The sequence below is a fragment of the Lacticaseibacillus zeae subsp. silagei genome, from assembly GCF_030770335.1.
In the GTDB taxonomy this organism is placed as follows: Bacteria; Bacillota; Bacilli; order Lactobacillales; family Lactobacillaceae; genus Lacticaseibacillus; species Lacticaseibacillus zeae.
In genome coordinates this window covers 1,977,135-2,000,321 of record NZ_CP132484.1, presented here as the reverse complement: position 1 = coordinate 2,000,321, position 23,187 = coordinate 1,977,135, and the positions used below count along the sequence as shown (strand labels likewise).

The 23,187-nt window shown below is 48.1% G+C and carries 22 protein-coding genes; 17 read left to right on the top strand and 5 right to left on the bottom strand.

What is annotated here, in order from left to right; genetic code table 11:
• Nucleotides 1-95 precede the first annotated feature (95 nt).
• On the bottom strand, nt 96-1,025 hold the full coding sequence (locus LACZS1_RS09420) for an FAD:protein FMN transferase (RefSeq protein ID WP_070652147.1): 930 nt from the start codon (nt 1,023-1,025) through the stop codon (nt 96-98).
• A 150-nt stretch (nt 1,026-1,175) separates the two neighbouring features.
• Here LACZS1_RS09420 and LACZS1_RS09415 point away from each other — a divergent pair, with 150 nt between their 5' ends.
• The 4 genes from LACZS1_RS09415 (at nt 1,176) to LACZS1_RS09400 (ending at nt 5,769) form a co-directional block, all read left to right on the top strand.
• Nucleotides 1,176-1,532 carry an ArsR/SmtB family transcription factor gene (locus LACZS1_RS09415; RefSeq protein ID WP_010491559.1) on the top strand — a complete coding sequence of 119 codons (357 nt, stop codon included), beginning with the start codon at nt 1,176-1,178 and terminating at the stop codon, nt 1,530-1,532.
• 146 nt (nt 1,533-1,678) lie between these two features.
• A complete protein-coding gene (locus tag LACZS1_RS09410; protein WP_070652146.1) occupies nt 1,679-2,623 on the top strand; it encodes a cation diffusion facilitator family transporter in 945 nt (314 codons plus the stop codon).
• Between the two features lie 382 nt (nt 2,624-3,005).
• The gene (gene tyrS / locus LACZS1_RS09405) at nt 3,006-4,277 is read left to right on the top strand and encodes a tyrosine--tRNA ligase (RefSeq protein WP_047105709.1); all 1,272 of its coding nucleotides are present in this window, start codon (nt 3,006-3,008) and stop codon (nt 4,275-4,277) included.
• A gap of 298 nt (nt 4,278-4,575) precedes the next feature.
• On the top strand, nt 4,576-5,769 hold the full coding sequence (locus tag LACZS1_RS09400; protein WP_075760960.1) for a C40 family peptidase: 1,194 nt from the start codon (nt 4,576-4,578) through the stop codon (nt 5,767-5,769).
• Nucleotides 5,770-6,097: 328 nt separating this feature from the next.
• On the opposite strand, the gene LACZS1_RS09395 is transcribed toward LACZS1_RS09400, so the two are convergent.
• A complete protein-coding gene (locus LACZS1_RS09395; protein ID WP_070650064.1) occupies nt 6,098-7,330 on the bottom strand; it encodes an IS110 family RNA-guided transposase in 1,233 nt (410 codons plus the stop codon).
• Between the two features lie 361 nt (nt 7,331-7,691).
• Between LACZS1_RS09395 and LACZS1_RS09390 the strand changes: the two genes are divergently transcribed.
• The 13 genes from LACZS1_RS09390 (at nt 7,692) to LACZS1_RS09330 (ending at nt 20,222) form a co-directional block, all read left to right on the top strand.
• Entirely contained in the window at nt 7,692-8,513 is an 822-nt protein-coding gene (locus tag LACZS1_RS09390; RefSeq protein ID WP_070651684.1) for a MetQ/NlpA family ABC transporter substrate-binding protein, read from the top strand.
• A gap of 537 nt (nt 8,514-9,050) precedes the next feature.
• Nucleotides 9,051-9,881 carry a MetQ/NlpA family ABC transporter substrate-binding protein gene (locus LACZS1_RS09385; RefSeq protein ID WP_070651686.1) on the top strand — a complete coding sequence of 277 codons (831 nt, stop codon included), beginning with the start codon at nt 9,051-9,053 and terminating at the stop codon, nt 9,879-9,881.
• An 18-nt stretch (nt 9,882-9,899) separates the two neighbouring features.
• Nucleotides 9,900-10,952 carry a methionine ABC transporter ATP-binding protein gene (locus tag LACZS1_RS09380; RefSeq protein WP_070651688.1) on the top strand — a complete coding sequence of 351 codons (1,053 nt, stop codon included), beginning with the start codon at nt 9,900-9,902 and terminating at the stop codon, nt 10,950-10,952.
• A gap of 4 nt (nt 10,953-10,956) precedes the next feature.
• The gene (locus LACZS1_RS09375; protein WP_010488862.1) at nt 10,957-11,646 is read left to right on the top strand and encodes a methionine ABC transporter permease; all 690 of its coding nucleotides are present in this window, start codon (nt 10,957-10,959) and stop codon (nt 11,644-11,646) included.
• Nucleotides 11,647-11,813: 167 nt separating this feature from the next.
• Nucleotides 11,814-12,581, top strand: a complete 768-nt coding sequence (gene sufC / locus LACZS1_RS09370) for a Fe-S cluster assembly ATPase SufC (RefSeq protein ID WP_010488859.1) — start codon at nt 11,814-11,816, stop codon at nt 12,579-12,581.
• The gene (locus LACZS1_RS09365; protein ID WP_070651689.1) at nt 12,574-13,605 is read left to right on the top strand and encodes a SufD family Fe-S cluster assembly protein; all 1,032 of its coding nucleotides are present in this window, start codon (nt 12,574-12,576) and stop codon (nt 13,603-13,605) included. Before sufC ends, LACZS1_RS09365 begins: the two co-directional genes overlap by 8 nt.
• Nucleotides 13,598-14,794 (top strand): aminotransferase class V-fold PLP-dependent enzyme, encoded by a 1,197-nt coding sequence (locus LACZS1_RS09360; RefSeq protein WP_070651691.1) that lies wholly within the window; start codon nt 13,598-13,600, stop codon nt 14,792-14,794. Before LACZS1_RS09365 ends, LACZS1_RS09360 begins: the two co-directional genes overlap by 8 nt.
• A complete protein-coding gene (gene sufU / locus LACZS1_RS09355) occupies nt 14,781-15,227 on the top strand; it encodes a Fe-S cluster assembly sulfur transfer protein SufU (RefSeq protein ID WP_025012621.1) in 447 nt (148 codons plus the stop codon). Before LACZS1_RS09360 ends, sufU begins: the two co-directional genes overlap by 14 nt.
• The gene (gene sufB / locus LACZS1_RS09350; protein ID WP_010488843.1) at nt 15,220-16,656 is read left to right on the top strand and encodes a Fe-S cluster assembly protein SufB; all 1,437 of its coding nucleotides are present in this window, start codon (nt 15,220-15,222) and stop codon (nt 16,654-16,656) included. Before sufU ends, sufB begins: the two co-directional genes overlap by 8 nt.
• 252 nt (nt 16,657-16,908) lie before the next feature.
• Entirely contained in the window at nt 16,909-17,091 is a 183-nt protein-coding gene (locus LACZS1_RS09345; RefSeq protein WP_025012620.1) for a hypothetical protein, read from the top strand.
• A gap of 338 nt (nt 17,092-17,429) precedes the next feature.
• Nucleotides 17,430-17,810, top strand: coding sequence for a DUF1694 domain-containing protein (locus tag LACZS1_RS09340; protein WP_010488839.1), 381 nt, complete (start codon nt 17,430-17,432; stop codon nt 17,808-17,810).
• Between the two features lie 81 nt (nt 17,811-17,891).
• Nucleotides 17,892-18,860: a DUF2785 domain-containing protein gene (locus LACZS1_RS09335; protein WP_070651693.1), complete on the top strand. Its 969-nt coding sequence runs from the start codon at nt 17,892-17,894 to the stop codon at nt 18,858-18,860.
• Between the two features lie 474 nt (nt 18,861-19,334).
• Entirely contained in the window at nt 19,335-20,222 is an 888-nt protein-coding gene (locus tag LACZS1_RS09330; protein WP_049169589.1) for a helix-turn-helix domain-containing protein, read from the top strand.
• 173 nt (nt 20,223-20,395) lie between these two features.
• On the opposite strand, the gene LACZS1_RS09325 is transcribed toward LACZS1_RS09330, so the two are convergent.
• The 3 genes from LACZS1_RS09325 to LACZS1_RS09315 form a co-directional block, all read right to left on the bottom strand.
• Nucleotides 20,396-20,896, bottom strand: coding sequence for a universal stress protein (locus LACZS1_RS09325; RefSeq protein WP_010488833.1), 501 nt, complete (start codon nt 20,894-20,896; stop codon nt 20,396-20,398).
• A 60-nt stretch (nt 20,897-20,956) separates the two neighbouring features.
• Nucleotides 20,957-21,235: a hypothetical protein gene (locus LACZS1_RS09320; protein WP_010488832.1), complete on the bottom strand. Its 279-nt coding sequence runs from the start codon at nt 21,233-21,235 to the stop codon at nt 20,957-20,959.
• A 442-nt stretch (nt 21,236-21,677) separates the two neighbouring features.
• Nucleotides 21,678-22,973 (bottom strand): replication-associated recombination protein A, encoded by a 1,296-nt coding sequence (locus tag LACZS1_RS09315; RefSeq protein WP_047105977.1) that lies wholly within the window; start codon nt 22,971-22,973, stop codon nt 21,678-21,680.
• Nucleotides 22,974-23,187 lie beyond the last annotated feature (214 nt).

Sequence of the window (23,187 nt, the reverse complement as noted above, 5' to 3'; positions counted from 1 at the left end):
AGGCTTTGATAACTGACACAAGCCGTAAAAAAACAGCAACCCAGCCTTTTTGGCAGTTGGTTGCTGTTTTTGTGTTCTAATGTTATTTCAGCCCGCTATACCGTGATAGCTAGGGTTTCGCGCAGGCCGCTAGTTTGATAAACGCGGGTTTCTTTGGTGACGAAAATGGCTTCCTGACCTTCTGCCTCGATGGCGTCGTAACCAGCCGGAATGCCGGCATAGAAGCCGATGGAGGACAACACATCACCAAGGAGCCCATTATCGGCAACCACGGTGATGCTGGCCATGTTGGATTCAACTGGATAGCCTGTGTTAGGGTCAATTAAGTGGTGATACTCCTTGCCGGCAATTTTGGATTGGCGTTCAAAAATGCCAGTCGTGACCACTGCTTTTGGTTCGGTTGTCAGGGTCGCGATGCTGCGCTTTTCGGGGTAGCGCGGATCGGCGATGGGCCACTGCCATAGCGGAATCCCGCTGGCTGCCTTGCCGACCAGTCGTTGGTTGCCCCCTAAGTCAATCAGACCACCTTCGACGCCGGTCTTGTCCCATAAGTCGTAAACCTGATCCACAATAAACCCTTTGGCAATGCCACCCAGATCAAGCGCCATGCCTTTTTGGGGTAGAAAAACGGTTTGATTTTCCGAATCCAGTTCAACCAGATTCGGATCGGTTAACGCTAAAGCAGCGCTGACTTCGCTGGCCGATGGAATGCGAGCATCAGCAAAACCAATCCGCCACAGCTTAACGATTGGCCCGATTAAAGCATTATAACCAAGTCCGCGCTTGCTCCAGGCAATCGCTTGGGCAATGAGATTGAAGACCGGGCGGACAGGTATGTGAACCGGCGTTTTACCGGCCTGATTGTTGATCATGACGAGCAGGGATTCTTCGTCATAAAGCGACAATAAGTGGGCATAAGCGCGAATCATGCTGACGCTTTGATTCAGAAGTTCATTGGCGCCGTCTGTGTAAATGGTCAGCGTGTTATCCGCCCCTAAGCCGTGAAAGGTTGTGGTCGTTGTCATAGTGCACCTCCAAAGTCGTTGATTGTTCTTGGTTACAGTATGAACGGTTTGCATATTTGTTGCAATCGTTACGATTTCAGGTAATATTCGATGTGAATGGTAACGGATTCATCTGGGGTTCGCAGTAGAAGTCACTAGAAGGAGAAAGTTATGGCGTACAGCTCGGCACAACAGGAAGCGCTAAAAGAATTCAAACAAGACATCGGTCACCTAAACGCGTTATCAAATACGAATCGTCAAAGGCTCATTATGATGCTTGGCGCTGCTAAGAATAACTCCGGCGTTAAGGTCAGCGATCTGGCGGATGCGATTGGGTTGTCGCAACCGGCAACGTCGCATCATTTGAAACGGCTGAAGGACATCGGTATGGTCGCATCCCGGCATGAAGGGAATATGATTTACTATTACTTAACGCTCGACGACACCATTGCGCGGTTGGAACGTCTGGCTAGTGCGTTAAGGCGGCAGACGGAAGAATATGAGACAGGTGAATCACAGGATAGCTGAGAGGCTGATCCGTGATTTGGCGTGATGAATGTAAAAGTTTTGTAAGAAAGCGTTTGCGTCATTTAAAACGAATATTTTACGGTGGTACGGCCACATTGATGCTTTATAATAGTTATTAAATAGTCTATTCAACAAGGGGGATTAGCATGGATGCTGGCCGCAATATTTTTAAAGATGAACAGCGCCGATTTGCGCGGCTTAAAAGTGCCCAGCATGCGGCTGCGTTAAATTTATTTGTTTACGGCGGTTTGACGGTGGCTGAATTGTGGATTGCCCAGCTGGCGCATTCTCGGGCTTTAGCCGCGGATGGGTTGAATAACCTGACCGGGGTGGCTTCAGCACTTATTTTGCTTTGGGGCTTACAAATTTCCCAACAGCGACCGGACAGCGAGCACCGTTTTGGCCACTGGCGGTTTCAAACAATTGCGACCTTGTTCTCCGGCTTGATTATGCTGGTGGTTGGCGCGGATGTTGTCTTGGATGGTTACCACGGCTTGCAGGCTTGGGCTCAGGGCAAAGTTCAAGTCCCCGGAATATTGGCGGTTTATGTGAGTCTGGCGGCAGGAATAGCTATGGGCGCCATCTCGCTAATGAATCATATTCGCGCCAAACAGCTGAATAGTAGTGTTTTGCGAACGGCGTCTAAGGATAGCTTTTCAGACGCCGCAACCAGCACGGGGACTTTGCTGGCCATTTTGGGGGCCAAAGCCGGTTGGTTGTGGCTTGATGGCGGGGCTGCGCTTGCTGTCGGAATTTTGATTTTGTATGCAGCCTGGACCATCTTGCGGGATGCCATTTTTGAACTGACAGATGGCTTTGATACCAAGAAAATTGCGGCGTATCGGCAAACCATCACCCAAGTGCCCGGCGTCCTCGGCGTTCAAAGCATCGAGGCCCGGTACGCTGGCGACGCAGTTTTGCTCACGATTGGCATTCGGGTTGATCCCAAGATGACCGTCGCCGATTCTTATGAGTTAGGCGAGCAGGTCGAGCGCAAACTAATGGATAAGTATGATATTCTCGATGCCGATGTCAAAACGTATCCGGCCGACTTGCCGCCGAATGATGCGCCGCAAGATCCGCAGAATTAGCTGGTCAGCTGGCAAATAACTTTAAAAATATTGACGCTGTACAAATCCTGAGCATGTGATAAGATTTGAAGTATCATTTACCAGTTGAGCCGCAGTAGTGGTGTTAGGTAGTCTTCAGAAAAACGGTGGTTGCTGCGAACCGTTGCGCTTAACAGCATGAATTACAACTCAAAAAACACTGGCCGCGGGTCATGCCGATATCCATGAGAGTGATGCATAGCATAATTTGGGTGGTACCGCGGTGAAAATCGTCCCTGATCTTATTGATAAGATCAGGGACGATTTTTTTTGAGCGTAAGCCGGCTTCTGCGCCAGCGAACGCGTTCTGAAGAAGCGTGAACATTGCGGCTCGCGCACATGACAAATAGGAGGAAATCGATTGATGACAGAAACACAACGAGGCAAGATTCTAGACGAATTAAAATGGCGCGGGGCGTTAAATCAGCTGACCGATGAAGATGGCTTGCGCAAGCTGACCCAAGAGAAAGCGGTCAGTGTTTATTGCGGGACGGATCCGACTGGTGATTCTTTGCATGTCGGCCATTTGATCCCGTTTATGATTCTCAAGCGTTTTCAGCTGATGGGTCACCGGCCAGTGATCGTTATCGGCGGTGGCACCGGCTCGATTGGTGATCCGTCCGGGCGTAATTCCGAGCGGGTTTTGCAGACGATGGACACCATCGCCACCAACAAAAAGAAATTGACGGCCCAAATGGAGAATCTGTTTGGCACGGAAGATTTCCGGATTGTCGATAATTATGATTGGTTATCGAAAATCTCGATGCTGGACTTTTTGCGGGATTACGGGAAGCTATTTTCCGTCAATAACATGTTGAATAAAGAAGTTGTGGCCAGTCGTCTGGAAACCGGGATTTCATACACCGAGTTCACCTATCAGATTCTGCAGTCGGTTGATTTTCTGCATCTGTTCAAACACGAAGACGTTCAGCTGCAAATTGGCGGTGCCGATCAGTGGGGCAACATCACAGCCGGGATTGACCTGATTCATCGAATTGAAGGCCCGGATGCCCGTGCTTACGGCCTCACGAATCCACTGATGCTCAAGGCGGATGGCACTAAGTTTGGTAAATCCGCAGGCGGGGCGGTTTGGCTTGATCCGGAAAAGACCTCGCCGTATGAGTTCTATCAATTCTGGTTCAACCAGGATGATGCCGATGTTGAAAAGTTCCTCAAGTTCTTCACTTTCCTGTCACGGGACGCGATTGCGGAATTAGTTGAAGCGACTAAAACGCATCCGGAAAAACGCGAAGCACAGCGGGAATTGGCCCGTTCTGTCACGAAGTTTGTTCACGGCCAAAAAGCAGTGGATCAGGCCGAAAGCATCAGCGCTGCACTTTTCTCCGGCGATGTCGCGGACTTGAGCGCTGAAGAAATCAAGCAGGGATTCAAGCAGTTTCCAACGGTGGAAGCGCCGAAAACTGCAGAGAATATCGTCACTTGGCTGGTAGATACCACTAAAATCGAACCGAGTCGGCGCCAGGCGCGTGAGGACATTCAGAATGGTGCGATCACAATTAACGGGACCCGCCAACGCGAGCTGGATTTTGAAGTTGACCCGAGTACCCATTTTGACGGTCAGTACGTCATTGTTCGGCGCGGGAAAAAGCGGTACTTCCTGGTTAAGATCAAGTAAACGATGTCGTTGATAGTTGGGCCAACTAAGTAAACGCTACCAACAAAAAATCCCGCCAGTAAAAATTAAATGACAGGCACTGCAAAAAGTCAGGGATGAAGCCGCGCTTTGTCCCTGTTTTTTTACATGCAAACGCGAAAATATAACTAGGACGTAAACTAATTATCAATATGATCATAAAATAATGTTGATTTAATTGCGAAAGTATTCTGATGGTAACGGCCTTGTAACAAGCCTGTAATAGTTCAGTGTTAATGTGACAATTGTGAACAAAATGAAAGCAGGAGTGGCGATAAAGATGAGATTACGGCAATTAGTTACGGGCGCTATCACCGTTGCAACATTAGCTGGTGTTGGGGTTTCGGGTGTAGCAGCAACAACCGTTCGCGCGGCAGACGACAAATCAAGTTTGCAAGCGAAGAACGATGATTTGATGAAACAGCTTCAGGCAGCCAACGATAAAAGCGCGAAGCTAAGCAATGATGTTTCCAACAAGGTTTTGGCGATTCAAAAGGCCGAGGCTGAGATTAAAGATACCCAAGCTAAAATCACTGATCTTGACGGCCAGCTGACAAAAGCCAATCAAGAAGCCAGCCAACGCAAGAATAATTTGAAAGATCAATTGATTTCTTTGCAAAAACGGGTCGGCAATTCGGTTACCGGCAATGTCTATTTTGATTTCATTTTGAATTCAAGTAGTTTGACCGACTTGGTAGGCCGTTCCTTTACTGTTAGCAAGTTGAGTCAGGCTAGCACCGAAGCCTTGCAGGCGGTTAAAGATTCCGAGGCGAAAGTCAAGGATCTGAAGGCTAACCAGGAAGCCAAGCAAAAGAGCCTGGTCGCAACCAAGGCCCAACTTGAAAGCGATAAGGCTAAGATTGATAGCTTGAAGGCAGATGCTGACGAAGCCGCTGCCGAAGCACAAAAACTGATTGATGCCAACAAAGACAAGCTGGCTGAATTGGCTGCTGAAGAAGCTGCCAAGACTGCAGCTGCACAAAAGGCCGTTAGTGACGCAGCAAGCACCACTTCTACGTCGACGGCATCAAGCACCAGCACTGCTTCTGCAAGTAACAATGCTTCCAGCACGAGCGTGACCTCCTCAACGGCACCCGCTTCAGCTGGCAGCAGCAAGGTTTCCGTTTCCGGCGGCGGCATCGCAAGTAACGCTGCTAAGTATATCGGTGTGCCATATGTTTATGGTGGCACTTCACCTTCAGGCTTTGACTGCTCAGGTCTGATTTACTACGCAGCTAAAGAAGCCGGTGTTAACTTGCCACGGACTTCGCAAGCCCAAAGCACGCTTGGTTCTTACGTGGCGGTTTCCGATCTTCAGGCCGGCGACTTAGTCTTCTGGGGCGGCGTTGGCAGTGCCTATCACGTTGGCATTTACATCGGCAATGGCCAGTACATCCACGCGCCGGCACCGGGTCAGAATGTCACTGTTCAAAGCATGGCTTACTTTGCACCTGAATTTGGCCGTCGTCTCTAATTAGTTGTTCACATCCTGCAAAATATATATTTAAAAGATCGGTCATGGTGGCCGGTCTTTTTTCTTTAAAATAAAATCCAAATAATCGAGCGATTCGCAAGCCTATCATCCGCAATCTATGCGACAATATGATCAAACTGATAATCATGTGTGACTCATTGCCTGAATTAAGCATTGATTCACGCTTACGAGACTTGTGGTCTGAAGTCAAGGGAGTGATTCAAATTATCTAGACTTGTTTCATTTTTCAGAGGGTATACTTCCCCCAGCCCAGGGATTTAGTAATTTCTCTAGGTGAATCTAAAGCCCTAACTTGACGCTTGGCGCGCTAGACCGCTTTGGCTGGTTTATACAACTCGTGGTTTTTAAGTAATGCATAGATCACGCGTACCAGCTTTCTTGCAGTCATGACACAAGCACGTCGGTGTTGATATTTTGGCACCTCCCGGTATTTCTTGTCGTAAAATCTGGCAAATGTGGGATCATGCGCTCTTACCGAGTTGGCAGCTTCAATTAGGTAATAGCGTAAGTACTGATCGCCGTTATGCGTGCGCGGCGTTAGTTGCCGCTCACCGTTTCCGGATTGACTTCTGCGCCAAACCAGTCCGGCATAGCTTGCCAAACTAGCTTCACTCGGAAACCGTTCAATCTGACCAATTTCAGCCAGTAGTCCAGCCGAGTAGACTGGGCCAACGCCTGGAATACTTTGCGTTGACTGTGAGCCATCAATGACGGCACACAGGTCGGTGATGCTCTTGTCTAGGGCTTTTAGTTGCTTTTGTAACATCCGGATCTGGTTGATGTAAATCGCCATGACCTGGTCAACAGAATCGGCAACCGTCTTGCTCAAGCGATAAGAGCTACGGATGGCTTTTTGTAAGGCCTTAGCGATCGCCTCTGGGTCACCAAAGCGACCGTGGGACAATTGGTTAAGATCTTGAGTAAGCGTCTGTAAGGGCATCTGAGCGATTTCGTCCAGTGTGTACTTTTCACCGCTAAGCACCGTCATCATCGTGTTTCCGAACACAGAAGTCGGTAGCTCAGCTTCCAGTGTGTTCAATCGGAAGTACAGATTGTTGAGGAAGTGGTTTTTGCCATCTGTAATTTGTTTGACGATGTGATACCGTTCGCGGGTGAGCCGCTGTAAGGCAATGTGTTTCTCGTCGCGGGTCACTGGCACTTGATACCGGCCAATGCGCAGAAAGTCTGCGATGTGGAAGGCATCAATGGTATCAGTCTTGTCGTCATCAAACAATTGGCTGTAACGATGAGTCATCTTGGGGTTCAACGTGACGACAGTGGCATCCAACGCACTGAGCGCTGAGCTTTGTTCAAAGTAAAGTGTGGGGTGGATGTTGTACACCGAGGTGGCTTCCATGCCAATCACGATCTTTAGTGAATCATCTTGGCGTTTAGCCCATTCCAGGATTAATTTCTCAATTTGGCCGGCCCCGTCAGGGGTATTCGTGGTCTTGTCCTGGAAAATAACCTTCTTGGCAGAATCCAAGCCACAGTAATCAAGCTTTGCTTTTGAAACATCAATACCAACATTCAAGTTCATCGAATTGGACCTCCTTTCTGTTCTGATTTATGGATAGGCTTGGGCGCTGCGCGATATTCCCTAATTATGAACCTACAGTACTTCCTCGCAGTATGAGCAGTCTGTCTGAGGATCAGTAGCTGCTCGGTGAAACGCGAGTCACCGAACTGATCTCCAGCCCCCGCAGCTTGTGGTTTGTGCTTGTTCGATTCATCTGGGCGGCAGTCTCGGGGTGAAGTCTAGCAATAGCTAGCAACAGGAGGGAAAAGCCTATACCAGTTGGACCCAAATCCAATGAACAACTAGAGAATATCACGCAACATCCAAGTACGGAGCTATCCAAGAACTTGGTTGTAATTTAAATATACGAGGAGGATTCAAGATGAAGCGTTTTTGGAAGATTTTTGCCACCATTGCAGTATTAGGACTGATTTTGGTTGGTTGTGGTAACAGTAGTAGTAGCAGTCAGAAGCAGACAACGGTCAAGATTGGGGTCGTTGGTGCGGATAATCGGGTTTTGCAATCAGTTGCGAAGAAGGTCAAGAAACAGGGTATCAACATTAAAATTGTTCAGTTCTCTGATTACAACCAACCTAATACAGCGTTGAAGGATCATGATATTGATTTGAACTTGTTCCAGCATCAGTATTTTCTGAACAACTGGAACAAGACGCATCATGGTGATCTTGTCAGCATCGGCCAGACCATTATTGCGCCGTTAGCGATTTATTCTAAGAAGATCACGAAAATCAGTCAGATCAAGCAAGGCGACACGATTGCGTTACCAAATGACCCGACTAACGAAGGCCGGGCGCTGCAATTGTTGCAGGCGGCAGGTTTGATCAAGCTCAATACGAAGGTGGCTTTGCCAACAACCCGTGATGTGACCGACAACAAGCTGAATTTGAAGCTTAAAGCGGTCGATGCCGCGCAAACGGCCAGTTCTTTACCAGATGTTGCAGCGTCCGTGATTAATTCAGGCGTGGCCCAGGATGCCAAGTTGAATCCTAAGAAGGCTATTTACACGGAGAAGGTCAACAAACAGAGTCAACCTTGGATTAACGTGTTTGTGGCGAATAAGAAGGACAAAAATAATAAGACTTACCAGAAAATTGTGAAGGCATTCCGGACGAAGGATACGGCTAATCTGATTGAGAAGCTGTACCATGGGAGTGAAGTACCAGCTTGGACGCAGAAGTTTTAGGATTGCGGGTAATGTGTGTAGGGAAACTACTTGATTTGCTTTCCGGCTGATAGGTTGAGGATTTTCAGTCTTTTGGTGACTTCTTTGGCGAGTAAAACAATAAGTGGTGGAAGGCAATCCGGTTCACAAACGCGTTCGCAGGTTTCTGGGCCTGCTCACGCTCTCTCTAACCTTTTGCTTGACAAGTCCCTCTCCTTTCGTCTAAACTCGATTTAATTCATTTCGGGAAACGAATGATATGAGTGAGTAGATTTGATGAGACTGTACAGAAAACCTGATTAGCTGAGAGCAGGGTAGTTGATTGAATCGAAGATGGCTCATTGATCGGCATCGCTGAGCAGTAGTTAGGCGATGATGGCTGGCGGTCATTATTCCGCACACAGGTGATTGCCTGTTACTGAGGGCGCTTTGGCGTCGAATTAGAATGGTACCGCGAGCTGGCTCGCTTCTAAAACATTGTGTTTAGGAGCGAGCTTTTTTATTTTTCAAAAAGCTTGCGCATATTGTTCGTGAACCCGAACGAGGAGGAAAAAGTTTATGAAGTCTTGGAAAAGAGTCATTATCACACTTGCTTTGGTTTTGCCATTATTTGTTTTAGCAGCCTGTGGTAAGTCGTCATCCAGCACTAGCAAAAATACCACGGTTAAAGTCGGCATCATGAGTACGGACAAGGAGATCTGGACGGACATCCAGTCACGGTTGAAGAAGCAAGGTGTGACCATCAAACTGGTGCAGTTTACGGATTATAACCAACCGAACCAGGCACTGGAAGACGGCGACATTCAGTTGAACGCTTTTCAGCATCATAATTTCTTAGATAACTGGAACAAGAAACACAATACCAAGATCGTCGACATCGGTGCCACTTATATTGGGCCGATGCGCGCTTATTCCAACAAAATCAAATCGCTAAAAGACGTTAAAGCCGGCGACAAGATTTCCCTGCCTAACGATCCTTCCAACGAAGGCCGAGCGCTGCAGTTACTCGCGCAAAACGGCTTGTTGACACTGAAAAAAGGTGTGGCATCGCCAACTATTCGCGATATTACGGACAATAAGCTTAACTTGAAATTCACCGAACTGGATGCAGCCCAGACCGCGCGCTCACTGGATGACGTTGCAGTGGCCGTTGTCAATAATGATATTGCGGCAGCAGCCAATCTGAAGCCGGCCAATGCGATTGCGGTTGAAAAGATCACTAAGCAGTCCAAGCCATGGGTTAACTTCATTGCTGCCAAGTCAGCAAAAGACAAGAACAACGCCACTTACAAGAAGATCGTCAAAGCTTACCAGACAAAGCGGACGGCTGAGCTGCTGAAGAAGGTTTACAAAGGCTCAACACTGCCAGCCTGGAACTACAAGTTTTAATTAGAAACGGGGACAATTATGTCAGATCAAGCAGTTGTGACGTTAAAAGACGTGGACGTTGAATTCCACGGGAAGACCCGCTCGGTACATGCCGTTGATCACGTTAATTTAACGGTCAATCGCGGGGATATTTATGGGATTGTCGGTTATTCAGGAGCCGGCAAGTCGACATTGGTCCGGACCATCAATCTGTTGCAACGGCCAACCAGCGGCAGCGTCAATGTTTTAGGCCAGGATATGCTAGCTTTGTCAGCGGCACAGCTACGCAAGGAACGCAAACGGATCGGCATGATTTTTCAGCATTTTAATTTGATGAACAGCCGCACGATTGCCGATAATGTCGCGTTTCCGTTAAAAGGCATCAAGTCAAAGCAGGAGATCAAGAAGAAGGTTGCTGAGCTGCTGGATTTGGTTGGGCTGACGGATCGGGCAAATTCCTATCCGGCACAACTATCCGGCGGGCAAAAGCAACGGGTCGGGATTGCACGGGCCTTGGCGTCTGATCCGGAAATCTTGATCTCCGATGAAGCGACCAGTGCGTTGGATCCGAAAACCACGAGTTCAATTCTGGACCTTTTGAAATCGCTGAATGAACGGTTGGGATTAACGATTGTTCTGATTACCCACCAAATGGAGGCGGTTAAACAGATTTGTAATCGCGTTGCCGTCATGGATGCAGGCGCCATCATTGAACGCGGCGATCTGCTGCAGGTCTTTTCCAATCCGAAGCAGCAGTTGACCAAGGATTTCATCGATACGACCCTGCAGCTTGATCAGGCGATTGAATCAGTCTTGCAGCAGCCTGCCGTTAAGAACCTTGGGCCGAATGATCGGTTGCTGCGCTTGACTTATGTTGGGGTATCGGCCGATCAGCCACTGGTGGCCAAGCTGTTTGAGAGTTACCAAGTGACGGCGAACATTTTGTTTGGCGATATTCAGATTTTACAGGATACACCATTTGGTAATCTGATCGTGGTTTTGTCCGGTGATCAAGCGCAAGTGGACGCCGGCATTCAGTATCTTAAGCAGCAAGATGTCAAAATTGAAGACATTTTAAAGAAGGAGGCCTAGGCAGATGGTACAATTTTTCACAAAATATTTTCCTAACGTTGTGCCTATCTGGTCCGGCGATGGCGGCGTGACGCAGGCAATCAATGAGACGCTGTACATGACGGCCTTGACGGCAATTGTTGCTGGAGTGCTGGGCATTATTATTGGGATCTTGCTGGTCTTGACCGATGAAGGCGGACTACTGGCCAATCATCCGTTTTACTTCGTTTTGGATAAATTGGTGAACATTTTCCGAGCGGTGCCGTTTATCATTTTGCTGGCGATCATGACGCCAGTGACGCGCGCTATTGTCGGAACCGGCATCGGCCCGACCGCGGCGTTGGTACCATTGATCGCCGGGACGACCCCGTTTTACGCACGGCAGGTGCAAAACGCCTTGTTGACAGTTGATCCCGGAGTCATTGAGGCGGCCGAAGCGATGGGCGTTTCACCGTTAGGGATTGTCTGGCGCGTTTACTTGCGTGAAGGGTTGTCTGAATTGATCCGGGTTTCCGTCTTGACGATCATCTCCGTCATTGGCTTAACGGCCATGGCCGGTGCTGTCGGAGGTGGCGGTCTCGGGAACCTGGCCATCGCGGTCGGCTACCAGCGTTACCAGTACGACGTGATCATTGTTTCCCTGATCTTCATTTTGGCACTGGTCTTCTTGGTTCAGTTTATCGGTGATTTCTTTGCACGGAAGAGCCACCATTAATTGCGATTGAAAAAGAACGTCATTTAAATTTAAATGCCTCACAATGATCAGATAAGCAAAGTCTGATGGTTGTGAGGCTTTTTTAAAAGCGGGGCGTTTGCCGCCGTATCTGTTATGACGTAGAATAACGGTATAACGAAAAGTCAAATCCAGTCGGGGGTAACATTGTGCATACACTTGAGATTAAAGATTTACACGTCAAAATTAAGGCAGAACCGGAGCATCCAGAGATTTTAACCGGGGTCAATTTGAAATTGGCAACCGGTGAGATTCATGCCATTATGGGTCCAAATGGTACAGGTAAATCGACGTTGGCCGAGACAATCATGGGCAATCCGGCTTATGAAGTCACTCAAGGCGATATTTTAATTGATGGCAAATCAATTTTGGACCTTGCTGTCGACGAACGGGCACGTGCCGGATTGTTTCTCGGCATGCAGTACCCGCAGGAAATTGCCGGGGTGACGAATGCGGAATTCATTCGTGCTGCGATCAATGCGCGGCGTCCGGAAGATGATCAGATTCGCATTACCGACTTTTTGAAACAATTAGATAAGACAATGGCAACCCTTGAGATGCCGGAATCAATGGCAGATCGGTATCTGAATCAGGGCTTTTCCGGTGGTGAAAAGAAGCGTAATGAAATTTTGCAGCTGATGATGATTCATCCGCATTTTGGCTTACTGGATGAAATCGACTCCGGCTTGGATATTGATGCACTGCGGATCGTTGCCAAAGGCGTTAACCTGATGCGTGGGCCGGAATTCGGCAGCATGATTATTACCCATTATCAGCGTCTGTTGGATTACATTATTCCTGATGTGGTGCACGTTATGAAAGGCGGCCGGATCATCGAAAGTGGTGGCCCTGACTTAGCCAAAGAATTGGAAAAGACCGGCTATGAACACCTTAAAGTGGGTGAACAAAATGGTTGAAACAACAACGCTGCCAGCGCCTAATCTGCCTAAGTTTCCGTTGGCGCGCTATTTGAAGAACCAACCGGATGCTATTGAGGATCGGGTCATCTTGCATGCGCCTCAGGCAATTGCTTATGCGGCCGGGTCAAGCGAAGTCCAGCGTTTTACACCGACAAACTCGCTTGATGCATGGTTGTTACGTTCGCCTCAAGGGGTAACGACGGTCGATATTCCTGCTCATTTTGTCAGCGGCGATGCCCCCATCGTCTTAACTGGGCCTAAGAACGCCGGTGGATTGCTCTACGTTCATGTGGGCAAAGGCGCCAAGGTTACCCTGCAGGAAAAGTGGGCTAGTGGTGGCCATGTGTTAGGCATTTGGCTCATGCTGGTGATTGATGCCGACGCAGACGTTAATTGGTTGAGCTATGACAGCTTTACTGCCGACACTGTATTGGTGAATCGCACGGCGACATTAGCCGCCAATGCAAAGCTTAATTGGACATTGGCCGGATTTTCGCATAACTCTGGGTTGAATCGGGTCGATGTGCGCCTGCTGGGACAAAACGCCGAAGCAACGGTTAACGTGGGTGTTTTGGCTTCCGGCAATCAGCATGTCAGCTATACGACATCCGTGACCAATGAAGGCCAGCATACGGTGGGGCACATTAACCAACGCGGTGTGATTACCGGCAATGCCCACCTGATGTTTAATGGGATTGGCCACATCATCAAGGGTGCCCGCGGAAGTGATGCCCAACAGGAAAATCGCGTGTTGATGCTTTCGCAGCGAGCGGAAGGCGACGCTAACCCGATTCTGTTAATTGATGAAAATGACGTTACGGCCGGCCATGCTGCTTCCGTGACGCGGGTGAATGCCGATCAGCTTTACTATTTAATGAGCCGAGGACTTTCCGCGACATTAGCGAAACGATTGGTGATCCGCGGCTTTTTGGAAGGCGGTTTGGCTGAAATCGATGATGTTCGGCTGAAGAAAGAACTGTTTGCAACGATTGATCGAACGCTGGTGGCTGAAGATGCGTGAACAATTTCCGTTTTTTAAGGCTCATCCTGATCTGGTTTATTTAGATACCGCAGCGACTTCCCAAAAGCCGCAAGCCTTGTTGGACAGCCTACAGAACTACTATATTAATGATAATGCCAACGTGCACCGCGGTCTCTACAAGTTGGCTTATGATACGACCGAGGCATACGAAGGTGTGCGCCAGCAAGTTGCTGATTTCCTTCATGCTCAAAGTGCCGAGGAGATTATCTTTACTCGTGGCACGACCGATAGTCTGAATTTGGTGGCGAGTGCGTTTGGACCGCATGCGGTGCCTGCTGGTGGCCGGATTGTCGTCAGCGGTGCCGAACACCACAGTAATTTTATTCCGTGGCAACAGCTTGCTAAGCGTCAGCAGGCAACCTTCACCGTAACGCCGGTTCATCCGGATGGAAAGGTTGATGTGTCCGCCTTATTGGCCGCTATCACGCCGGGCACTAACCTAGTGGCGATTGCTCAAGTGACCAATGTTGCTGGTGATACGCTCCCAGTGGCAGAGATTGCCAATAAGGCGCATGACGTGGGGGCCATCGTTGTCGTTGATGGCGCACAGGCAGTGGCTCATATGGCGGTTGATGTCCAAGCGTTAGGCGCGGACTTCTACGCTTTTTCCGGGCATAAAATCTATGGGCCAACAGGGATCGGCGCGCTTTACGGTCGTGCTGACTTATTGGCAAAAATGCCGCCGATTCAATTTGGCGGTGAAATGATTTCCGAAGTTCGTGATCAAGAAAGTACGTGGGCAGACGGGCCGATCAAGTATGAAGCCGGCACGCCCCATATCGCCGGTGTGATCGGCATGGGCGCGGCGTTGAACTGGTTTCAGAAAAATGTTGATGCTGCGGCATTGCAAACCGAGCATGAGTTGACAAGTCAACTGCGAACGGCGTTGACGGCAATTCCGGATCTCACGGTTTATGGCAACGATGACAGTCTAGCAACGGTTTCCTTTAATTTAACCGGTATTCATCCCCACGATGTTGCCACCTTCCTGGATGAGCAGCAAATCGCCGTGCGTGCCGGCCATCATTGCGCCCAGCCGCTCATGGCCAGGTTAGGGGTGCCGGCGACGGTGCGCGCCAGTTTTGGGGTCTACAACAATCAGGATGATGTCACGAAATTGGTTGAAGCTGTTCAGGCCGCAAGGAGGTATTTCCATGGCATTGACTAAGCTAGATCAAATGTATCGCGCGGTGATTCTTGACGAGGCGCAACACCCGCGGCATCACGGCGTTTTAGCTGATTTTGATCACGAAATTACGGTGCGCAACCCCAGCTGTGGCGATGTTTTGCACTTGCAGATTAGTGAAAAGGATGGCCGGGTGAACGATGTTGCTTTTTCCGGCAGTGGCTGTACCATTTCCCAGGCGAGTGCCAGTCTGATGACCGATCAGATTTTAGGTAAAACGCCAGCCGAAATCGAGCAGATGGTCGAAACTTTTTCCGACTTGATTATCAAAGGCGATGTTCCTGATGCCGACCGGTTGGGGGATGCAGCTGTGTTAAAAGGCGTTCATCAGTTTCCGGCACGGATTAAATGTGCCACGTTAGCATGGAAAGCAGCTGCGCAAGTTTTGACGCAGAAAGGTAAAACCGATGACTGAGACAAAAAATACTAAAAATAACGAAACTGTTGCGGCGGATATCGACTTTTTACCTGACGAAAATCCCGCTGATTTCAAAGACGATATCAAGCCGGTTTATTCAACTGGGCGTGGACTTACCGAAGAAACGGTGCGGGCCATCTCGGCGGAAAAGCATGAGCCGGAGTGGATGCTGGATTATCGGCTGAAAGCGTATGCGACTTACCGTAAGCTGGCAATGCCGAATTTTGGCCCGGATTTGTCGGATTTGGATTTAGATAATATGCTTTATTTCCAAAAAGCGACGGATCGGACGTATCGCGATTGGGATGACGTACCGGACACGATCAAGAAAACGTTCGATCGCCTCGGCGTGCCGCAAGCAGAGCGGAAATATCTGGCCGGTGCCAGTGCGCAGTACGAATCTGAAGTGGTTTACCACAATATGCGCAATGAATTTGAAAAGCTAGGGATTATTTTCATGGACATGGATTCAGCGTTGAAGGAATATCCCGAACTCGTGCATGAATACTTTGGAAAATTAGTTAAACCTAGTGACAACAAGTTTGCGGCACTTAATGGTGCGGTTTGGTCCGGTGGCAGTTTTATTTATGTTCCTAAAGGTGTCCAGACCGATGTGCCGATTCAAAGTTACTTCCGGATCAATGCAGAGAACACGGGGCAGTTTGAACGGACCCTCATCATTGTGGAACCGGGCGCGCATGTTAACTATGTTGAAGGGTGTACGGCACCGAATTATTCCAGTGACAGCCTGCATGCAGCGGTCGTCGAGGTCTTCGTTAAAAATGATGCCTATTGCCGCTACACGACGATTCAAAACTGGAGCAAGAATGTGTTCTCACTTGAAACCAAGCGGGCTCAGGCGCTTGATAATGCCACGATGGAGTGGGTTGACGGCAATCTTGGCAGTAAGACGACCATGAAGTACCCTAGCGTTTATCTGGACGGCAAAGGGGCACACGGTACGATGCTCAGTATTGCGGTTGCTGGCGAAGGTGTCGATCAGGATAACGGGGCGCGCATGATTCATAATGCGCCGAATACTAGCAGTTCGATCGTCTCCAAATCCATTGCCAAAGATGGCGGGGCAGTTGACTATCGCGGGACAGTTCGATTTACCAAGAAAGCCGACAACGCTTTTTGTCACGTGGAATGCGATACCATTCTGATGGACGAAAAGAGTTCAAGCGACACCATTCCATACAACGAAATCCATAATTCGACGGTTTCAATGGAACACGAAGCAAAGGTTTCGAAAGTTTCGGAAGAGCAGCTGTATTATTTAATGAGCCGCGGCATCTCTGAAGCTAAGGCGACTGAAATGATTATCATGGGCTTCGTTGAACCGTTTACCAAAGAGTTACCGATGGAATATGCAGTTGAGTTGAATCGCCTCATCGGTATGGAAATGGACGGCTCGGTTGGGTGATGCGATGGTGACGCGGTTTTAATGAGTTTAAAGGCAATGGGGAAAGGCGTTCACCACAGATTGCCCACAGAACAATTGACATACCAACATTGAAAAATTTTGGCCTGCCTAAAATAAGTCAATCATCAATGCTAGCGTAAATACGCAGTTAGTTGGTGATTGGCTGTTTTTTTAAACAAAGTATTAGGCAAGCCTAACTTTTTGTTTTATGATAGATGCGGTACCAAAATGGCAACATTGAGGGGGCTGCTAATGGACAACTATGATAAAGCAAGGAAAGTCTTGCAATCAATGGCGCTATCTAAAATTGCCCAGGAAACTGGCATCAGCATTGGCCAGATCTGGCATTATCGGGATCGCCATGAAGGCATTGAAAAGGCTCCGCCGGCTTATGTGGAGCGAATTGCGCGTCTGTATCGCAAAAAGCGCGTTTAAAGTGGATAAAGTTGGGGGATGTGGTAGTAAATGAAAGGAAGTGTCCGAACGTTTTTAAGATAAGGCTTGGGAAATAAAATATCGCGACGTTGTCTTGAGCTAGGTAACTTGATTAGCTGAGACGGTGTCGGGCCGTTCGTGATGATGATCCGAACGTCGACAAGACCGCATGGCAAGCGTGATAGCTGCCATGCGGTCTTGTCGTTTTTTGATGTTCTGAAGTGAGTGGACGCTATTTAGACACGGGTGCTACAATGGGTGAATGTATGGATTGGCTACGGCTAATCGAATCGTGACTTCTGGGTAGCACATCATGATAAAGCGGCAGGAGGAAGATCATGGCTGAGGACTTGGAACATTTCATTAAAACAATGGCGCTGGGTATTCCAACCATTAAGCCGGATGAGAAGCGGGCTTTTCTAGGCAACTTTCGCGAACGGGTCGCAATGGCGGTGACCATTCGGCAACTCCGCGATGCCCGCATTACGGCGATGCTTGATTCGGTGCTGACGCGCTATCCCGGTTATCGAATCTTTTTGAACGGTCGGATGGGGGAAAGCTTAGTCAATCAATATATGTTGCAAGCGCTGGCGCATCAGTATCCTTTTACAATCATGAATCAACCGGGGATGCGCGTCACCAAGCGTGTGTTGCCAACCGACTTTGGCTGGGTTCTTGCACATCCAACGCAAAAAATCAGTCGGCCGATTTTGTTGTAGAATCAGCAGGCATGGCCACGGGATTGCTTGGCGACAGCAAACTGCACTACAACGCCATTTAGCTTTAAAAGGAGGCCCATTTTGACGCAACTTGATACCATTCAAACCACTGTCCAGCAACTGCGAACGTTACTGAATCAAGGCAAAATTTTTGCAACGTTGCCGGATATGCTGGGCAAAGTCATTGATAGCATCGCAACGGAATCGAAAACGCGTGTCACTATTCCGCGCGATGATAAAACTGCTACTGCAAGAATTCGAACCATTCAAAAGCGGATTAAGCAAACGAGTGATCCGAGTATCACCGATGATGAAATTGCTTTTTTGGTGGCACATTTAGCCAGCACTAAGCCAGCCGTTCGGGACAAAGGCGTTTTTTTCTTATTCAATGATTTATTTCAAGCAGAAGCGTTTACCAATGAGCAAGTCAAGGCGCTTTTTAAACGGCTGCAAGCGCCGGATATTTTGTTCAGTCATATCTTTGAGCCCCAAAACGATGCCGTGTTTCTGCGCAGTTTTGCGGTGATGATATTGAGCGGTATGATTTATGCTGATCAGAATCGCTATCATATTCTCAGTAAAGCCGATTATCTGGCAACCGTGCAGAATATCGGGACGTATATTTTGCTTGAAAGAGATGGCCGGGGATACGTTGAGACCAAAGGCTGGGCCCATGCATTTACGCATATTGGCAATATGTTGGAAGAACTGAGTCAAGTCGATGTGTTGCCGCGATCGGAGAAAGTTTTCTTGATGGCGGCAGTTGTGGAAGCTTGGCGGCGCATTGAAACGCCGTTAATTTTCGGTGAGGATCATCGAATGGCCTTGTATCTCAGCGGTATCACCAATGTTAACCAGTTTTATAGCGAGACGCTTTTAATGTGCCTCAAGAACTGGCAACATACGCTGGTCAATATTCGGCCTCAGGAATCTTACGCTTTTTGGGTGCGGTGGTACAACCGCAATCGCTTGCTGCAGGCACTGACATTACGCGCTGATTTGCCGCAACCGATTACGGATTACATTCAACAGATTGTTGATCTTTTCTGAATGAGAGCGTGAGCTGGCGCGGTTAGAAGTCGGAGTGTAAGTGGCCTCAGGCGTGATGGCCCGATCTTGGCCATTGGCCTGAGGTCCTTACACGCAGACTTCTGCGCCAGCGAACGCGTTTTAGCAGAAGCCAGTTTTAAGTAAGAGATTGGTATATTTTTTAATCTTACTAAAAGCAGGATGAGGTTGATTCATATGGCCTATGAGTTGTAACAATTTTTGAAGACCTGAGCAATAGAATTATTTATGGTTAAATATAAATAAACAGATATTATAGTATGCTAGTTTTGACATTGTGACCTTTTTCATTATCAAAGCTCAAAATTTAAAAAATTTTTTTACAAAAAAAGAATAAATACCGGTTGTTATTGTTAGCTTTTAAAACCAGTTATCCGTATAATTGACACTAGGTTAGGGGGAGACCCCGTGACTTCTATGTTGATTTGTTAAAAGGAACACTGGGGAGTGATAAGTGTGCGAAAGGAGCAGCAAACGCTACGGATTTTGGGGGATAAAGTCCGCTACTATCGTAAGTTAAAAGGCCTATCTCAGGCGGAACTGGCAGCAAATATCTGTACGCAAGCAACGATTAGCCTTATTGAAAAAAGAAATAAGGTTCCAAGCATGAATATTCTGATGCGGCTTATTAGTCGATTAGGGATACAACTTGATGATATTGTTGTCGAACATCATGATCGGATTCAACAACTGCTTAACGCGATTGATTACCAGATTCAGCATCATCAATACGCGGTTGCAGCGGATAATCTGAGCAAGATCCGGCTGGATAAGATTAAAAGCGAAGATGATCAAAAGCGTTATTACTATTATCAAGGGATCATCGAGCTATTCAAGAACAACGCACCTGACGAGGCCATTTATTTCTTTGGTCGGGTTTTAAGTCCGCTTGTGAATTCAGAGCGTGATTTATATGCCATTTTGGCAACCCTTGGCTTGGGACTGGCGTATGCGGACAAGCATACCTTTGATCGTTCACGGGTCTACATTGATCAGGCATTACGCATGTTAAAGCATGTGCCGCTATCTGACAGTAAGTATCTCGATGTTGAACTGACGATCTATTGGCATATTGCGCGTGTATACTACGAACTAAGTGATTTTAAAGCCGTTTTGAAGTATACCGACCATGGTATTCGTGAAGCTGTCAAGCACGATAAGCTTTTTTTGCTTGACGAACTTTATACCTTGCAGGCGCGGGCCTTGAAATTACTCGGTAATCCGGAGGCGCCTAAAAGTTATCAAATCGCCATTGCGTTTGCACAAGTTACCGGTTCCACTGCACTGGCGGCAAGTCTTGCTGCCGAAATGGTGACACAAAAGCCAAACAGCGAAACTGCATAACTGCAAGTTACCGGCAATTGTTTGGTGATCGTCAAAAAAATACCTGAGGCTTTCGTCCTGCATCTGCTGATGTCATTGGCGAAGGTCTCAGGTATTTTAATGTCGTTTATGTGTGGGGGCATTGAATGGCGAGTCGGCAACTTTGCGCTCATCATTCCAATTCGGCTTAGCGTTTAATCATCTTGATGTTGTTCGGTTGGTTTTTTGGTGCTTGCCAATGCCGGCTTGTTGGTCAAGTCAGTCCGAACCACGAGGACATCGCATAAAGCGTTCCGCGTGACGTATTCGGTGACGGATCCAATCAGCAGACGTTCAACGGCGTTTAAACCAGTTGCCCCAATCATGATCAGATCGATATTTTTAGCTTTGGGGATGTCTCTGGCGATGATTGTTTTTGGCGCGCCGTATTCAATGCTGAAACTGACCTTGTCCAATCCGGCTTTTTTGGCCTGATCGACATAACCTTCCATAGTGCTCTTAGCATTTTCCGTTACTTGTTCGACCATCGCTGAATCAAAGCTAGAAACGTTCTGGAAAGCTCGAGTATCAACGATATGAATAAGAATTAACTCCGCCTGGTTTCGTTTGGCAACCGCAACCGCTTTTTTGAATGCTAACTCAGCTTCGTATGAGCCATCGATCGCAACCAAAATATGTTGATATTGTTGTAACATTCCTCATCACCTCTATCTTCATTGTACTTGATTCCATCGGAAAATTAAATGAAAAGCGTTTCACAACTTCATTTGGGTCAGGCTGATAAAAACAAAAACCGTTGCTAAAAACGCGCCAATAACCAAAATAACCAAATTCGCCCACATCGGGAACAGAATCCCGCCAATAATAGCGAGAATGCCGACAAGGGTAAAGAGATAGGCGAAATTCTTGAGAAAACGCGTCATGCCCGGAGACGGTTTTTTGATAATCAGAAAGTTTTGATAGCGATGAAGCCATGTGTAAGCCGCCAATCCGAACAAGGCGACCGCGTAAATGCACATTAAGATGATTGTCAAAGGATCAGTCCTTCCTAGCTGTTTGCTTATATTATGCCACAGCAGCAAGGAAAAGCGGTTGGCTTTTTAAATATTGCCCCCGTAAACGAATGACCCGGTCAAGAACTAGGGGTTGCAGTGCCGGCATTTGTCTCAGCCGTCCTGCCATTTTGGGCATGAAAAAAGCCGGCACGGAGCCGGCCAAAAACATGATTGGTTTTTTGTGAAAGACTAATTGGTGCCGTTTTCTTCCCGGATCGTTGAAACCCGCTGCTAGCTATGTGGGTCCAGACGTCGTAGACATTAGCCGCTAAGTGAAATAGCAGCACCGTCTATGGCTCTTCCGGTCCCAAGGTCTCGATACTGTTCGGTCAACTGATAGTTAAGGAAGCGCGAACACCTTAGAACTTTCACCGTTATAGTAGCACGAGAAGCCGCATGGGTGCAAGCGGAAACGCTTTCGTTACTTTTTCTTCAACTTTTCGGCATCATGCTGCCAGTCTTCAAGTTGTTGCTGGCGCTGTGCGAGCGCGGCTTCATAGCGTCCGGTGGTTTTAGGATGGTAGTATTGTTGATGCTTAAGATTATCTGGCAAATATTGCTGTGCTACCCAGCCATTAGGATAATTGTGCGGCAACTTGTAGCCTTGGCCGTGTCCCAGTTGCTTGGCGCCGCGGTAATGGGCATCGCGCAGATCATCGGGAATCTGGCCGGCGTGGCCGCTTTCGACATCAGCCAGGGCCGCGTCAATCGCCTTGATGCCCGAATTACTTTTCGGTGCAAGGCAAAGATCGATCACGGCATCGGCGAGGGGAATGCGACCTTCAGGGAGCCCCAAGCGTTCGGCACTTTGAATCGCTGTTAGCGTGCGGCTGGCGGTTGCCGGATTGGCTAGGCCGATGTCTTCATAAGCGATCACCAACAACCGGCGTGTAATACTGTTCAAGTCGCCAATTGCAATTAATTGGGCGAGGTAGTGCAAGGCGGCGTTCACGTCAGAGCCCCTAATGGATTTTTGAAATGCCGAAATAATATCGTAATGGGCATCGCCATTGACATCTCCGGCTAACGAAGGCTTTTGCAGGCTTTGTTGAATGGTCGTCAAGTCGATGGTAATCGTGCCATCCTTATCTGTGGGGGTGGATAAAACGGCAAGTTCAAGGCCGTTGAGTGCAGCCCGTAAATCGCCGTTTGTTGCATGGGTGAGGTAGTCTCGCGCTTTTGGTTGTAAATCAACCTGATACTTGCCTAGACCGCGTTTTTCGTCTGTCAGTGCGCGATCAATGGCGGTACTGATATCATCAGGAGTCAGTGGTTTGACTTGGAAAATCTGGGTGCGACTGCGAATGGCTGGTTGGATATTCATATAGGGATTTTCAGTAGTGGCCCCGATTAAGATAATCCGGCCGCTTTCCAGTAACGGCAGCAAAAAGTCCTGTTTGGTTTTATCCAGTCGATGGATTTCGTCTAGCAGCAAAATCACCGTGCCACTCATTTTGGCTTCTTCTGCGACAATTTGCAGATCTTTTTTGGTGTCAGTGGCAGCGTTTAAAATACGAAAAGCATATTTCGTACTGCCGGCAATGGCGCTGGCGATGCTGGTTTTCCCAGTGCCGGGCGGGCCATAGAGAATCATGGAACTTAAGCGGTGGGCACTGACCATGCGGCGGATAATTCTTCCCGGACCGACAAGATCCTGTTGGCCGACGACTTCATCTAAATTTTGTGGGCGCATGCGGTAAGCAAGCGGTTGTTGCAAAGGAATTCCTCCTCGTATATTTAAATTACAACCAAGTTCTTGGATAGCTCCGTACTTGGATGTTGCGTGATATTCTCTAGTTGTTCATTGGATTTGGGTCCAACTGGTATAGGCTTTTCCCTCCTGTTGCTAGCTATTGCTAGACTTCACCCCGAGACTGCCGCCCAGATGAATCGAACAAGCACAAACCACAAGCTGCGGGGGCTGGAGATCA